The following is a 14,243-nucleotide window of genomic DNA, read 5'->3' as shown; positions in this document are numbered from 1 at the left end:
TATATTTTGGCGCATGAGTATGCCTGCCTGGGCCGACGCCGGCGCCGGACCTGCCAGCGGTCCACGCGGCCGGACCCGTCGCGCGATCATCGACGCGGCGGTAACGGTCATCGCGGGCAATCCGGCCGCGACCATGGGCGATATCGCCGCCGCCGCGGGCGTCGGGCGCAGCACCTTGCACCGGTACTTCTCCGAGCGCAATGACCTGATGCGTGCGGTGGCCCTGCACGTCCACGCGGTCAGCACCGCCGCGATCGCCGCCGCCGATCCCGCCTGCGGCCCCGTCGACGCGGCTTTGCGGCGCGTCGTGGAAAGTCAGCTCGACCTGGGCCCGATCGTGCTCTACATCTACACCGACCCGACCCTGTTGGCCGATCCCGAATTGGCCGCTCACCTGGACACCGGAGACGAGGCCATTGCCGAGGTACTGGCCCGCGCGACGGCCGATGGTCCGGTGTATCCGCCCGGCTGGGCCCGGCGGGTGTTCTGGGCGCTGCTCCTGGCCGGCTATGACGCCATCAGGCAGGACGGCATCCCGCGGCACCAGGTCGTCGACGCCATCATGTCCAGCCTCACCAAAGGCACCATCACCTCTCGTTAAGGAAGTTCCATGTCCACCGGCCTCGATGCCACGGCATCGAAGACACCCACCACTGCCAAGCGCGCCTGGATCGCCCTGGCGGTGCTGGCCCTGCCCGTCCTGCTGATCGCCATCGACAACACCGTGCTGGCGTTCGCGCTGCCCATGATCGCCGAGGATTTCCGTCCGGCGGCGTCCACTCAGCTGTGGATCGTCGACGTGTATTCCCTTGTGCTGGCCGCACTCCTGGTGGCGATGGGCAGCCTGGGCGACCGGGTGGGCCGGCGTCGGCTGCTGCTGATCGGTGCCAGCGGCTTCACGGTGGTCTCGGTGGCGGCCGCCTTCGCGCCCAGCGCCGAGTTGCTGGTGCTGGCCCGCGCGGTGCTGGGCGTGTTCGGCGCCATGCTGATGCCCTCGACGTTGTCGCTGATCCGCAACATCTTCACCGAGGCTTCGGCGCGCCGGCTGGCGATCGCCATCTGGGCCTCGTGTTTCACCGCGGGAACCACGCTGGGCCCCATCGTCGGCGGTGCGCTGCTACAGCATTTCCATTGGGGAGCAGTATTTTTGGTGGCGGTGCCCATCCTGGCGCCGCTGCTGGTGCTGGCGCCCAAGCTGGTTCCCGAATCGCGGGACCCGAATCCGGGCCCGCTGGATCTGGTCAGCGTCACGCTGTCGTTCGTCGCCATGCTGCCGTTCGTCTGGGCGATCAAGACCGCCGCCCATGACGGCCTGTCGGTCACCGTGGCCGGCGCGTTCGCCCTCGGTATCGCCGCCGGCGTGCTGTTCGTGCGGCGGCAGAACCGCAGTGCCACACCGATGCTGGACATGGAGTTGTTCCGGTACGGGCCGTTCACCTCGTCGGTGCTGGCGAACTTCCTGTCCATCGTCGGGCTCATCGGGTTCATGTTCTTCACCTCGCAGCACCTGCAGTTGGTACTGGGGCTGAGCCCGCTGGCGGCCGGCCTGGTGACCCTGCCCGGCGCGGTCGTCTCGATGATCGCGGGCATGGGTGTGGTGCGGGCCGCCAAGCGATTCGCGCCTCAGACGCTGATGATCGTCGGTCTGGTCTTCGTGGCGCTCGGCTTCACGTTGATCCTGCTGTTCCGGCACGATCTCACCGTCTCGGCGGTGATCGCGTCCTTCGTGGTGCTGGAATTCGGGGTCGGAATTTCGCAGACGGTGTCCAACGACACCATCGTGGCGTCGGTGCCCGCCGCGAAAGCCGGTGCGGCATCGGCGGTTTCGGAGACGGCCTACGAGTTGGGCGCCGTGGTCGGCGCCGCGACGCTGGGCACCATCTTCACCGCCTGCTACCGCGCCAACGTGGTGGTACCGCGTGGGCTGACACCCGAACAGGCGGGGGCGGCAGGTGAGAGCATCGGTGGCGCCACGTCGGTGGCCGCCGATCTGCCGGTGCCAGTGGCGGAGCGCCTGTTGGAGTCGGCGCACGCGGCATTCGATTCGGGTGTCGCGCCGACCGCGGCGATCGCCATCGCGCTGACGCTGACCGCGGCCGTCATCGTCAGCGTGTTGTTCCGCCGATCACCATGAGCGCCGCAGCCAGCACGCGGTGACGGTGCGACAATGGCCTCCCCGTGCCAGGGGGAGGCCATTGTCGTGGTGGGTGTTACTCGCTACCGGAGCCGGCGTCGCCGCCGGCCTTTGCAGCGGACCCCGAAGCGGCGCCGGCCTTGACCGAGCTGGCGCCGGCTGCCGAATCGGCTGCGCTCGTGGACGATCCACCGGTCGAGGCATGGGTTCCGCCGGACTTCACACCCGAACCCGGCTCGGCCTTGATACTGTCCCGAGTCACCGACCCACCGGAACCCTGGGTGCCCTTGGTACCCGTGGCACCCTTGGTGCCGGTCGAGTCCTTGGTGTCGGTCGAGTCCTTGCTACCCGTCGCGTCCTTGGTACCGGTGGCGTCCTTGGTACCGGTGGCGTCCTTGGTGCCGGTCGCATCTTTGGTACCGGTCGCGTCCTTGGTGCCCGTCCCGGTGGCCTCCTTGGTCGCCGACGCGGCACCATCGGCGGGCTTGGTGTCGGTGCTCGACTCCGCCTCCTTGGTGGTGGTCCCGGTTTCGGTGGTGCCCTTGACCTCGGCGTCCGGGGTCGCGGGGGTTGCCGGGGACTCGGCGCCGCCGGCCTCCTGGGCCGGGGTTTCGGCGCCGGTGGCGGTCGCATCCTTGGCGCCGGTCGCGTCCTTGGCGGTCGTCGCGGCCGGTGCGGCACCCGTGGCGTCCACGGCCAGGGTCACCGTGGCGGCGGCGGTGGGCACCGCGGCTGCCACCGCCGCCGTGGCGGTCGGAGTCGTGGTCGGCAGGCCGGCCTGCAGCGCCTTGAGGATCTGGGCACCGATGTACGGGAAGGTCTGCTCGGTGAACGCCTTGGCCTGGGTCACCGCGTTCTGCAGCACATCGGCGATGCCGTGCTGGACGGCGTTGATGACGTTCACCGGGTTCAGGGTCTTGAGCGAATCGAGCACCGCCTGCGTGCTGGTGACGATCTGCTTGAGGAAAGGCGTTGTACCGGTGTCAAACCCGATGCCCACGGTGGAGACGACCACTCCGACCAACAGACTCAGCCCGGAGTCGTACAGAGCGGGAATCAAGGCTTGCGCCACCTTGAACGGCCGCTCCAGCGCCGGCTGAAGAGCAGTCCACGGATTGCTCAGCAGATTCAGGATCGGCTGCAGGCCCGCCGAGATGAGCGCATCGATGGCACCGTTCACGTCGCCGGTGGACAGCTTGGCTCCGACCGCCTTCAAGGTGGCCGGCAGTCCCGCGCCGAGCTGGCCGAGCGCCGAACCGGCCGCCTTCGCCGCGTCGAGCACCTGCCTCGCGGTGTACAGCTGGTTGTCGACGATCTGGCGCAGGATCGGCAGCGGGTTCGCCAGCACGGTGTGCAGCGTTTCGTTCACCCAGGCCCCGGCGTCGTCGACCACCGGCTTGAAGACGCCGATCGGGTTGTCGATGGACGACGATGCGGTCAGCTGCACCTGCGGCATGTGCATCTGCGGCAGGTTGGGGTGCGCAGCGATCGGTGTGACCGCGATGACGCTGGCACCGACAAGCGCGACGCCCGCGGTGACGTATGGGCGCATGGCCGATTGCATTGACATTCCTGGTGTCATCCCTTCATCCGATCTCTGGTCCCCCCAGCGATCAGAACCTACTGGCCAGTAAGTTCTTCGCAATAGGTTTGAGCAAAGTTTCAGATGCTGACAAATTTCGCTCTCTGACACGCTGCGGATTGCCACCTTTGCTGGTGAGGCTGGTTCATTGCGATATCAATGAGGCTGGCTAACCTCACCGCCAGAAAAGTCATTAGCCACCCAACGGGCTTGCCGGCAACGTTCCAGCCGATCGAGCGACAGGTTCGTGACCTGCGTGATACGGATCACAAATGGCGGCGAGTGCGACTCATGGCACACTGCTACGGGCGATGCCGGATGTCCACCGAGTCGACAATCAGCAACACAATGTCGCCCGCCGGCCGCGATAGCCGGACCGGCGGTCACACTGTTGGCGCTACGCCTGCCAGTAGTCCACATCGTGAGATGATCGGCGTTTCGGCAGGGCCGGACCGTGACGGTCAGGTGGCCGGCGCCGCCCCGGCCTGACCTCGTTTGGCCACCGCCCCCGCCGCCGACGTCGCCGCAACCGCGATCAGCGCACCCAGGATGAGAGCCGACGGCTCGCCGGGCGCGAGCAGATGCTGTTCGGTACCCAGCGTGGCGGCCGCTACCGGCACGCCGAGCTGGGCGGCGGCCAGCACGGCCAGTGGCAGCGGTTGGCCGAACAGCCGGCCCACCGTGTGCGCGGCTATGGCTCCCAGCCCCAATGCCACCCCGAGCGCGACGAATTGCGGATGGTCGCCGAGCTCGCGTACCTGTAACGAGGCGCCGAGCCAGACGAAGAACAGCGGAGCGAAGAACCCTTCGGTGATCCCGAACAGCTGGCGGGCCAGTCGGCGCGGCTCACCGATCGCCGAAATCACCAGTCCCAGTGCGAAACCCGCCAACATGATGGAGATGTGGGTGGCGATCGCCAGCGCCGCAAGGCTGAACAGCAGAATCAAGCTGAACCGTAACTCCAACGCCAACCGATGGTCTTCGGAGTAGTGGTGGATACGCTTGCGGCGACCGGTGCGCTCGAAATGCCGCAACACGACGAACAGCACCATGGCTGCCGCCCCGATCGCCAGCGCCCCGATCGCTGCCCGGGGCGCCCGGGCCGGATCGATCACCAAGGGCAGCAGCACGATCGAGGCGGCGTCGGCGATCGCGATCTGGGCCGTCACCGACAGGACCGGCGGCCCGGCCAACCCGAGCGAGTCGATCACCGGCAGGGCCAACGCCGCTGATGACGAGGCCATCAGCACCGCGTACAGCAGCGCGTGCCCGGTGCCGAAGAAGGAGGCGATCGCCACCCCGAACACCGCGGCAACCGCGCCGACCACCACCGCGCGCAGCGCGGCCGCCCCGAGTGCGCCGCGCAGCGTGGTGTCGCGCACCGGCACATGGGTGCCGACGACGAACATCACCAGCGCGAAGCCGATGTTGGCCAGCAGCCGGAAGGTCGGGTCGGTATCGTCGACGATCCCGAATCCGGTTCGGCCGACGATGATCCCGGCCGCCAGCTCGCCGACGACCACCGGTACCCGCAGCCCGGGGATGGCGGCCAGCGCCGGGCCGGCCAGCCCGATGACCGCCAGCAGTGCGAGCGTGTCGAACCCGAAGTCGTTCAAATGGAGTCCTGACTACGCCTGCCACGACACCAGACGACACGGGATGGGCGTGTTCTCGTCGGTGAGGTAGCTGGCGCAGACCCGGTGATACCCGTCGGCCACCTGCATCGGCACATTGCCGTCATACCGGCCGCGCACCAGCAGGATCGGCGAAAAGCGTTTGCCGTCGTCGATCTTGGCCAGGTCGGTGCGCACGTGGGCGTTGTTTGCCGGCAACAATGCCAGCTGCGCCGCCCGCAGGATGTCTTTGGCCTTGTGCTGCACGGGTTTCGCCACCTTGAGCGCCGCGACGGTGGCGGCCACGACGGTCGGCTCGGCGAGCATGCTCAGATAGTCGGCCGCCGCGTCGTAGTCATGGTCTTCGGGCTCGTCCAGCCACTTCACACCCATCCGGACACCCTAGTCCGGCGGCGCTGGAAATCCGCTGGGAAATCAGACGCCGATCCAGTTGCCGTGGAACCCGTACGGAACCCGCTGGGGCAGCCCGATGGTGGCCACCGGCTCGCCGCCGAAGTCGGAGGCGTCCACGATCACCAGGTTGCTGCCGTCGCGCCGCGGGTCGTAGACATAACCGAGGTACCAGCCGTTGTTCTCGTCGGCCGCACCGGGACCGGGCACGAAGACCGCTTCCGCCGGTCCGCCGGTACCCAGGTCGTGACGGACCGCGGTTCCCGCCGTCAAGTCGTAGCGCAGCCAGCTGTTGCCGGCCACCGCGACCGAATACCGGGCCTGCAGTCCGGCCAGCCGGTCGTCGATGCGCGGGAATTCCACGCCGGCGTCGTCGAGTTGGCGTTCGGACACGGTTCCGGCGGCCAGGTCGATCTGCCATTCCCACAGCACGCCGTCGATGTCGAATCCGCTGTCGTGGCGCCACATCTCGGGATACCGGACCGCGTGAACGACGATACGCGTCCCGGTTACGGTGCTAGTTTCGAAGGCGTTGACGACGTGGAAGACGTAGCAGGGGTCGACGTCGAACCAGCGAATGACCCCGTACGGGTCCTGCCGGGACAGCACCCCGAACCGTGCCCCGTAGGTGTCGCTCCAGCGGTAGGGCATGCCTCCTTGGCCCGTCATCGCGACGTCGAGGTCGAAGACGACGGGTAGATCCATGAACACGACGTGGCCGGAGGTCATCGCGAAGTCGTGCATCATGGTGTGCGCCTTGACATCGACCGGCCGGTTGACGGTCAGCTCGCCGTTGGCATCCGCCCGGTGATAGGTGACGTAGGGCTCGAAGATGCTGCCGTAGCCGAAGAAGTGCAACTCGCCCGTGGTGGGACAGATCTTGGGGTGGGCCGTCATCGAATCGGTGAGCTTGCCGCCGAAATCGTAGGCGCCGACGGTGTCCAGCTCCTGGGTGACCTCGTAGGGCAGCGACGATTCCACCAGTGCCAGGGTCTTTCCGGCATGGTTGACGACGTGGGTGTTGGACACCGCCGCGCGGAGGTTGCGGCTGCCGTCGGCGTTGTAGAGCGGGAAGTCGTGGCGGAAGCTGTCGGTGCGCACCCAGCGGTTGCGGTACCACCTGGCCTGTCCGCCTTCGATCCGGACGCCGTGGATCATGCCGTCGCCGGTGAACCAGTGCGCGGTCGCCTGACGTGGGTTGGGCCCGTTGCGCAGGTACCAACCGTCGAGTTCGGGCGGGATCACCCCCTCGACCGGCAGGTCATATTCGGTCAGTTCGTCGGCGACGGGCGCGTAGTTGCCGATCCGGAAGAACTCCGGTTGCCCGAGCGGCAGGGCCGAGGTCTCAGTCATACCGCCACGATGACATTCCACTACTGACATGTCAATAGTGGAATGTAGGATCGGCACCATGAGTCTGCGCATCGCCGCACTTGGTCTGCTCGTCCAGCACCCGGGCAGTGGATACGACCTGCTCAAGCGATTCGAGAAATCCATGGCCAACGTGTGGCCGGCCACCCAGAGCCAGCTCTACGGCGAGCTCAACAAGCTCGCCGCGGCCGGCCTGATCGAGGTGGCCGATACCGGCCCGCGGGGGCGCAAGGTCTACCGCGCCACCGATGCGGGACGGGCCGAGTTGCTGCGCTGGCTCGGCAATCCCCAGGACGACCCGCCCTACCGCAGCCCCGAACAACTGCGCATCTTCCTGCTGGGCGAGCTGCCGACCGAGGGCGCGGCCGGGCACGTGCAGGCGCTGGCCGATCACTCCCGCGCCGAGATCACCCGCTTGGAGGCGTTGCGCGACAGCGTGCACTGGGACGACTCCGACGAATCCTTCTACGGCCTGGCCGCACTGGAGCACGGGCTGCGCTACCACGCCATGCAGGCCGAGTGGGCGCGGTGGTTGATCACAGAAATCTCATTGCGCACAACGAAATAGCGGCACCGCACCGCGGGTTGTCGCTACACGTGTGCACACCTTCTGCCGTACCGATCGGCGACCTGACCATCATCGCGCTGCACGACGGGGACGGCGTGGAAACCGCCCGCGACATCCTGTCCAGGCCGGGCGCACCCGACGGATGGGCGTGTTATGCCGACCACCTCGACCCCGAGGGGGCGCTGACCCTGCCGCTCGGCGGATTTCTCGTCCGGACCGGAACGCAAACCGTACTCATCGACGCCGGCGTCGGCGATTTCGACGACGGCAAGTACCGCGGGGGCGACCTGCTGACCGCGCTGCGCCGCCACGGCGTCGAGCCCGGAGACGTCACCGACGTGGTGTTCACCCACCTGCACTTCGACCACATCGGTTGGGCCAGCCACCGCGGTGAGGTCGTGTTCCCGAACGCGACCTACCGCGTGCACCAAGCGGATTGGGACCATTTCGTCACCCATGGGCGCGACGAGCACATCCTGGCCACGCTCACGCCGATCACCCCGCAACTGGCGCCTTTTCACGGTGACGTGCCGATCGCCCCGGGCGTGGATGCCGTGTTCACACCGGGACACACCCCGGGTACCACCATCTTCGTGGTGTCGTCGCGCGGCGAGCGGGCGCTGCTGCTCGGCGACGTCGTGCACTCGGTGGTGCAGTTCACCGAGCGGGATTGGGAGGTCATCTGGGATACCGATCCCACCGCCGCGCGGACCGCGCGTAACCGCATCGCCGACGAGATCGCCGACACCGCCGACCTGGTGGTGGCGGCCCACCTGCCGGACATGCGCTTCGGTCGCATCGTCACCACGGGCGGGCCCCGCCGCTTCGTCGCCGTCTGATTGGGTGTTGCATCGCGATAGCTTCCGATATATCGTCAACGTATCGGAGGCACATCCGGTGCCTCCTTGCCAAGAAGGACATCACCATGGACACCCCTTTCACCTCACCCCATCAACCTTTCGGTTTCGGTCCGGCGTTCGGCCCCGGCGGCTTCGGGCCCGTCGACCGGCGCGCCCTACATGAACGGCGCCGCCACGCCCGTCGCGAGTTCCGCGAACACCTGCGCGAACACGCCGGCGGCCAGGGGCCCTTCGGCCCCGGTTTCGGTCCGGGCTTCGGGCCCGGTTTCGGACGGGGCTTCGGCGGGGGCTTCGGCCCCGGCGGGCCGCGCGGACGCGGGGGTCGCGGCGGCGGTCGCGGCAGGCGCGGCGACGTGCGTGCCGCGATCCTGAAACTGCTCACCGAACGGCCCATGCACGGCTACGAGATGACGCAGGAGATCGCCACCCGCAGCAACGATCTGTGGCGGCCGAGCCCCGGCTCGGTCTACCCCACCCTTCAGCTGCTCGTCGACGAGGGCCTCATCGTTCCCACCGAAAGCGAAGGCAGCAAGAAGACTTTCGAGCTGACCGACGAGGGTCGGGCCGCGGCGGAGAGAATCGAGACCGCGCCGTGGGACACCATTGCCGAAGACGCCGATCCCAACGCCGTCAACCTGCGCGCCGCACTCGGTCAGCTGTTCGGCGCGGTCGCCCAGTCGGTGCACACCGCCGGCGATGAGCAGCAGCAGCGCATTCTCGACATCGTCAACAATGCCCGCCGCGAGGTCTACCAGATCCTCAGCGAGGAGTGACGCCGACCGGGTGGGTCTGCACGGCTTTGGAGATGGCTTTGGAGGGGTGTGCAGACCCACCGCGGCCGGTCACGTCGTCACTTCGTGATCGGCCGACTCGATAGCATCGCTGGGTGATCCCCCGCGAGCGAAGTGACAGGACGGTCCTCAGGTGACCACCGACGAACTGAGCGGCTACGCGATCCCGGTGATCGTCGCCATTCTCACCGGCCTCGGCGGTGTCCTCGGGGTGAGCTTCCGGGACGCCGATGCCACCGAACGCCGTCGGGGTATGTGGCTGTACATGCTGGTGCTGCTGACGGCCATCGCGACGTCCGCGGCGATCAACTCGGCTTCCGGGTTCGGCCGTCCGCTGGCGGCCACATTGATGGCACTGGCGGCCTCGGCCGTCGCCGTCGGCACCCACCTGCTGTGGCGGCGGGTCGTCTTCGACGCGCCGCAACGCAACGTCAACATCGCGGTGACGGCCGTCGCCCTGGCCGTGGTCGTCATCGCCTCATCGGTGACCTACACCTACATCTCGGGGAAGGGCTGCCGGCAGGCCCGGGACCTGATCACCACCAGCATGGCTCAGTCCGCGTTCGTGCTGCCGTCGTTCGCCAACCAGGGCCCGACCACGGGGGACTTCCAGACGTGGTCCCGCGGCCTGCGTGACCAGGCCAACCAGGTGACGGCGGGCGATGTCGCCCCGCGCGCCAAGGACCTGGCCGACCTTGCCGAACAGATCACCGCGACGGTGCAGATCGGCGATACCGGAACGCATGCCCTGCTCGGCGCCCGTTTCTACGACGTGCTGCGCGACCTGCTGCGCAAGTGCCAGAACGTCTGATCCGCATGCCGGACCCCACCGCCATCGATCGCATGCCCCGTGGCGGTCCCGATGCGTCCTGCGTGGACCGGCTGCTGCAGACCGACCGACTGGAGTACCTCGATCGCCAGGACGTCGACCCAGCCGTCAAGCGCAGCGTGATCTCCGCACTGGATTGGACCGGAAGGGTTTTCGGCCAGCATGACCAGCACGCGCGCACCGTCCTCGACGAGGTCGCCGACGTGCCCGATCCGTCGATCCTGGAGCTCGGTGCCGGTCATGGCACGCTCTCGGCCACCGTGCTGGACTGGCATCCCACCGCACGGGTGACCGTCAGTGACATCGACCCGGAATCCGTGGCCGCCATCTCCACCGGTCCACTCGGCCGTCACCCGCGTGCCGAGGTGCGCACCGTGGACGCCACCGCGATCGACGCGGCCGACGGCGAGTTCGCCGTTGCGGTGTTCGCGTTGTCGTTCCACCACCTCCCGCCGGCGCTTGCGTCGAAGGTGCTCGCCGAGGGCACCCGGGTGGCCGACAAACTGGTCATCATCGATCTGCCGCGGCCACCATCGCCGCTGCATCTGTTGCGGTTGGCGACGATGCTGCCACTGGCACCGTTCGTCCCGTTCGTGCACGACGGGGTGATCAGCTCGCTGCGCTGTTACAGCCCGTCGGCCATGCGGGCGCTGGCCGCGCACGCCGGGGTGGACGTGCAGGTCCGCACCGGTCTGACGAGTCCGCAGGTCACGGTGGCCACCCGCCGCTAGGCTCACGCCATGGGTGACGACGTCACACAGACCGACTTCAGCCGGGCCGAGCGCCGGGAGTACCGGCGCAAGGTGCAGTTGTGTCTGGACGTGTTCGAAACGATGCTGGCGCAGTCCAGTTTCGAGTTCGACCGGCCGCTGACCGGCATGGAGATCGAGTGCAACCTGGTCGACCATGCCTACCAGCCGGCGCTACGCAATGCCGAGGTACTCGAATCCATCGCCGATCCGGCCTATCAAACCGAATTGGGCGCCTACAACATCGAGTTCAATGTTCCGCCACGTCCGCTGCCTGGCCGGGCGGCGTTGGATCTCGAGGGTGAGGTGCGCGCCAGCCTGAACGCCGCCGAGGCCAGGGCCGCGCAGAACGACGCACATATCGTGATGATCGGCATCCTGCCGACGCTGATGCCCGAACACCTCGATACCGACTGGATGAGTCCGTCCACGCGGTACCAGGCCCTCAACGACTCGATCTTCACCGCCCGCGGCGAGGACATCGACATCGATATCGCCGGGCCGGAACGACTGGCGGTGCAGTCGGCCGATATCGCGCCCGAATCCGCTTGTACCAGTGTGCAATTACATCTACAGGTGTCCCCCGCCGACTTCGCCAGGAACTGGAACGCCGCGCAGGTGCTGGCCGGTCCGCAGTTGGCCCTTGGCGCCAACTCACCCTATTTCTTCGGCCACGAACTGTGGGCCGAGACGCGGATAGAACTGTTCACCCAGGCCACCGACACCCGCTCCGACGAGCTGAAGACCCAAGGCGTCCGGCCCCGGGTATGGTTCGGCGAACGTTGGATCACTTCGATTTTCGATCTCTTCGAGGAGAACGTTCGGTACTTCCCCGCCCTGCTTCCCGAGCTGTCCGACGAGGACCCGGTCGCCGAGCTGGCGGCCGGCCGCTCCCCGCAGCTGTCCGAACTGCGGCTACACAACGGCACCATCTACCGATGGAACCGTCCGGTCTACGACCTCGTCGGAGAAGGTGCTGCGCGGCGTCCTCATTTGCGCGTGGAGAACCGGGTGCTGCCGGCGGGCCCGACGGTGGTGGACATGCTGGCCAACTCCGCCTTCTACTACGGCCTGCTGCGCACGCTGTCGGAGGAGGACCGCCCGGTCTGGACAAAGATGAGTTTCGCTGCCGCGCACCATAACTTCACCGCGGCGGCCCGACACGGGATGGAGGCCACGTTGTACTGGCCTGGCCTGGGCGAGGTGACCCCCGACGAGCTGGTACTGCGTAAACTGCTCCCGCTGGCCGATGAAGGTTTGCGGCGGTGGAGCGTCGCCGCCGAGGTCCGGGACCGTTATCTGGGGGTCATCGAGGGACGGGCGAAAACCGGGCGCAACGGCGCGGCCTGGCAGACGGCCACCGTGCACGCCCTGCAGGAGCGCGGGGCGGCCCGCCCGCAGGCGCTGGCGGAGATGTTGCGGCTGTACTGCGAGGCGATGCACAGCAACGCCCCGGTGCACACGTGGGAGACACCCGCGCCCTGACCGGGCGTACGTTGGAGGTCATGACATCCGAGGTTTTGGACTGGGACGGGGCATACCGGCAGGACGGCACCTTCGAGGGTCCGCCGCCGTGGAATATCGGTGAGCCGCAGCCGGAGCTGGCGGCGCTTTTCCCCACCGGAAAGATCCGTAGTGACGTGCTGGACGCGGGCTGTGGACACGCCGAGTTGTCGCTGGCGCTGGCGGCGCAGGGCTACACCGTGGTCGGGCTGGATATTTCGCCGACCGCCATCGCCGCGGCGAATCGGGCTGCCCAGGAACGCAATCTGAGCACCGCAGCCTTCGCCCAGGCAGATATCACGTCGTTCACGGGCTACGACGGCCGGTTCAACACCGTCGTCGACTCGACGCTGTTCCACTCGATCCCGGTCGAGGCGCGGGACGGCTACCTGCAGTCGGTACACCGGGCGGCCGCGCCGGGCGCGTCGTACTTCGTGCTGGTGTTCGCCAAGGGCGCCTTTCCCGCCGAGGTGGAGCAGAAACCGCACGAGGTCGAGCAGGACGAACTGCGCGCCGCGGTGGCGAAGTACTGGACGGTCGACGAGATCCGCCCGGCGTTCATCCATGCCAACGCCAACGCCATCCCGAACGGGGCCGCCGAGCTGCCGCCGCACCCGCTCGACGAGAAGGGCCGGGTCAAGTTCCCGGCGTTCCTGCTGACCGCGCACAAGTAGCGGTCACAGGCCGCCGCGGGCGACCAGTTGGGCGGCGATCACGTTGCGCTGGATCTCATTGGTGCCCTCACCGACGATCATCAGCGGCGCGTCGCGGAAATAGCGCTCGACGTCGTACTCGGTGGAGTAGCCGTACCCGCCGTGGATGCGTACGGCGTTGAGCGCGATCTCCATGGCGACCTCGGAGGCGAACAGTTTGGCCATCCCGGCCTCCATGTCGGCACGCTCGCCGCTGTCGTAGCGCTCGGCGGCATACCAGGTCAGCTGACGCGCCGCGGTCAGCTTGGTGGCCATATCGGCCAGGTAATTGCCGATCGACTGGTGTTTCCAGATCGGCTTGCCGAAACTCTCCCGTTGCTGGGCGTAGGCCAGCGCATCCTCCAACGCGGCGCTGCCCACCCCGAGCGCCCGGGCGGCGACCTGGATACGGCCGGTCTCCAGGCCCTTCATCATCTGGGCGAACCCGTGACCCGGTGCGCCACCCAGGATCGCCTCGGCCGGGATGCGGTAGTCGTCGAACGCCAGCTCGCAGGACTCCACCCCCTTGTAGCCGAGCTTGGGCAGATCCCGCGACACCGTCAGCCCCGGCCCGTGAGTCACCAGCACGATCGAGATACCCCGGTGTGGGGGAACCGCGTTCGGGTCGGTCTTGCACAGCAGCGCGATCAGATCCGAGCGGCGGGCATTCGAGATCCAGGTCTTGGCCCCGGTGATCACCAAATCCTCACCGTCGGTCTTGGCGACGGTGGTCATGGCCTGCAGATCCGAGCCGCCGCCCGGTTCGGTGAGCGCCATGGTGGCCCGGAGCTGGCCGGTCGCCATCGCCGGCAGGTAGTGCCGCTTCTGCGCCTCGGTGCCGAACAGCGTGAGCAGCTTGGCCACCACGGTGTGCCCGCCCATCGCCCCGGCCAGGCTCATCCAGCCGCGGGCCAGTTCCTGGGTGACCTGCGCGTAGCACGGCATCGACACCGGACTGCCGCCATAAGCCTCCGGGACCGCCAGCCCGTAGATCCCGATCTGCTTCATCTGCTCGACCCAGCGCTCGGGATATTCGTTGGCGTGTTCGACCTCGCGCACGGTCGGTTTCACATCACGGTCGACGAAGGCCCGCACGGTCTGAACCAGAAAGGCCTCTTCTTCGGTCAGCGCGGTCACCCG

The 14,243-nt window shown here is 67.8% G+C and carries 14 protein-coding genes; 9 read left to right on the top strand and 5 right to left on the bottom strand.

The genetic code is table 11. The features are described 5' to 3' along the window. Positions 1-13 precede the first annotated feature (13 nt). Positions 14-601 (top strand): TetR/AcrR family transcriptional regulator, encoded by a 588-nt coding sequence (locus AWB94_RS15625; RefSeq protein WP_084395548.1) that lies wholly within the window; start codon positions 14-16, stop codon positions 599-601. 9 nt (positions 602-610) lie between these two features. Beyond that, a complete protein-coding gene (lfrA, locus tag AWB94_RS15620; protein WP_062660206.1) occupies positions 611-2,134 on the top strand; it encodes an efflux MFS transporter LfrA in 1,524 nt (507 codons plus the stop codon). Positions 2,135-2,210: 76 nt separating this feature from the next. On the opposite strand, the gene AWB94_RS15615 is transcribed toward lfrA, so the two are convergent. From AWB94_RS15615 to AWB94_RS15600, 4 genes are all read right to left on the bottom strand, one after another. Then, positions 2,211-3,704 carry a hypothetical protein gene (locus tag AWB94_RS15615; RefSeq protein ID WP_131805458.1) on the bottom strand — a complete coding sequence of 498 codons (1,494 nt, stop codon included), beginning with the start codon at positions 3,702-3,704 and terminating at the stop codon, positions 2,211-2,213. 473 nt (positions 3,705-4,177) lie between these two features. Further along, positions 4,178-5,332, bottom strand: a complete 1,155-nt coding sequence (locus AWB94_RS15610) for a cation:proton antiporter (protein WP_062660204.1) — start codon at positions 5,330-5,332, stop codon at positions 4,178-4,180. Positions 5,333-5,344: 12 nt separating this feature from the next. Next, positions 5,345-5,722 carry a hypothetical protein gene (locus tag AWB94_RS15605; protein WP_062660203.1) on the bottom strand — a complete coding sequence of 126 codons (378 nt, stop codon included), beginning with the start codon at positions 5,720-5,722 and terminating at the stop codon, positions 5,345-5,347. A gap of 42 nt (positions 5,723-5,764) precedes the next feature. Further along, complete coding sequence (locus AWB94_RS15600) at positions 5,765-7,093, bottom strand: carotenoid oxygenase family protein (protein ID WP_062660202.1); 1,329 nt, start codon at positions 7,091-7,093, stop codon at positions 5,765-5,767. A gap of 58 nt (positions 7,094-7,151) precedes the next feature. On the opposite strand from AWB94_RS15600, the gene AWB94_RS15595 reads away from it, so the two are divergent. From AWB94_RS15595 to AWB94_RS15565, 7 genes are all read left to right on the top strand, one after another. Then, the gene (locus AWB94_RS15595) at positions 7,152-7,679 is read left to right on the top strand and encodes a PadR family transcriptional regulator (protein ID WP_062660201.1); all 528 of its coding nucleotides are present in this window, start codon (positions 7,152-7,154) and stop codon (positions 7,677-7,679) included. A 29-nt stretch (positions 7,680-7,708) separates the two neighbouring features. Beyond that, positions 7,709-8,518: an MBL fold metallo-hydrolase gene (locus AWB94_RS15590; RefSeq protein ID WP_064961429.1), complete on the top strand. Its 810-nt coding sequence runs from the start codon at positions 7,709-7,711 to the stop codon at positions 8,516-8,518. An 86-nt stretch (positions 8,519-8,604) separates the two neighbouring features. Further along, positions 8,605-9,312 (top strand): PadR family transcriptional regulator, encoded by a 708-nt coding sequence (locus AWB94_RS15585; RefSeq protein WP_062660200.1) that lies wholly within the window; start codon positions 8,605-8,607, stop codon positions 9,310-9,312. Positions 9,313-9,463: 151 nt separating this feature from the next. Continuing rightward, complete coding sequence (locus AWB94_RS15580) at positions 9,464-10,141, top strand: hypothetical protein (protein ID WP_062660199.1); 678 nt, start codon at positions 9,464-9,466, stop codon at positions 10,139-10,141. Positions 10,142-10,146: 5 nt separating this feature from the next. Further along, entirely contained in the window at positions 10,147-10,890 is a 744-nt protein-coding gene (locus AWB94_RS15575) for a class I SAM-dependent methyltransferase (RefSeq protein WP_234811749.1), read from the top strand. A gap of 9 nt (positions 10,891-10,899) precedes the next feature. After that, a complete protein-coding gene (locus AWB94_RS15570; RefSeq protein ID WP_062660198.1) occupies positions 10,900-12,393 on the top strand; it encodes a glutamate-cysteine ligase family protein in 1,494 nt (497 codons plus the stop codon). Positions 12,394-12,413: 20 nt separating this feature from the next. After that, a complete protein-coding gene (locus AWB94_RS15565; RefSeq protein ID WP_062660254.1) occupies positions 12,414-13,085 on the top strand; it encodes a class I SAM-dependent methyltransferase in 672 nt (223 codons plus the stop codon). A gap of 3 nt (positions 13,086-13,088) precedes the next feature. Here AWB94_RS15565 and AWB94_RS15560 read toward each other — a convergent pair whose 3' ends face one another. Next, positions 13,089-14,240 (bottom strand): acyl-CoA dehydrogenase family protein, encoded by a 1,152-nt coding sequence (locus AWB94_RS15560; RefSeq protein ID WP_062660197.1) that lies wholly within the window; start codon positions 14,238-14,240, stop codon positions 13,089-13,091. Positions 14,241-14,243 lie beyond the last annotated feature (3 nt).

Source organism: Mycolicibacterium canariasense (assembly GCF_002101555.1).
GTDB lineage: Bacteria > Actinomycetota > Actinomycetes > Mycobacteriales > Mycobacteriaceae > Mycobacterium > Mycobacterium canariasense.
The sequence above is the reverse complement of the archived record's forward strand: the minus strand, read 5'-3'. Positions and strand labels throughout refer to the sequence as shown.

Coding starts and splice junctions, on each gene's coding strand:
- AWB94_RS15625 (WP_084395548.1), top strand. CDS start 14: ATGAGTATGCCTGCCTGGGCCGACGCCGGCGCCGGACCTGCCAGCGGT.
- AWB94_RS15605 (WP_062660203.1), bottom strand. CDS start 5,722: ATGGGTGTGAAGTGGCTGGACGAGCCCGAAGACCATGACTACGACGCG.
- AWB94_RS15585 (WP_062660200.1), top strand. CDS start 8,605: ATGGACACCCCTTTCACCTCACCCCATCAACCTTTCGGTTTCGGTCCG.
- AWB94_RS15570 (WP_062660198.1), top strand. CDS start 10,900: ATGGGTGACGACGTCACACAGACCGACTTCAGCCGGGCCGAGCGCCGG.
- lfrA (WP_062660206.1), top strand. CDS start 611: ATGTCCACCGGCCTCGATGCCACGGCATCGAAGACACCCACCACTGCC.
- AWB94_RS15595 (WP_062660201.1), top strand. CDS start 7,152: ATGAGTCTGCGCATCGCCGCACTTGGTCTGCTCGTCCAGCACCCGGGC.
- AWB94_RS15565 (WP_062660254.1), top strand. CDS start 12,414: ATGACATCCGAGGTTTTGGACTGGGACGGGGCATACCGGCAGGACGGC.
- AWB94_RS15575 (WP_234811749.1), top strand. CDS start 10,147: ATGCCGGACCCCACCGCCATCGATCGCATGCCCCGTGGCGGTCCCGAT.
- AWB94_RS15600 (WP_062660202.1), bottom strand. CDS start 7,093: ATGACTGAGACCTCGGCCCTGCCGCTCGGGCAACCGGAGTTCTTCCGG.
- AWB94_RS15615 (WP_131805458.1), bottom strand. CDS start 3,704: ATGTCAATGCAATCGGCCATGCGCCCATACGTCACCGCGGGCGTCGCG.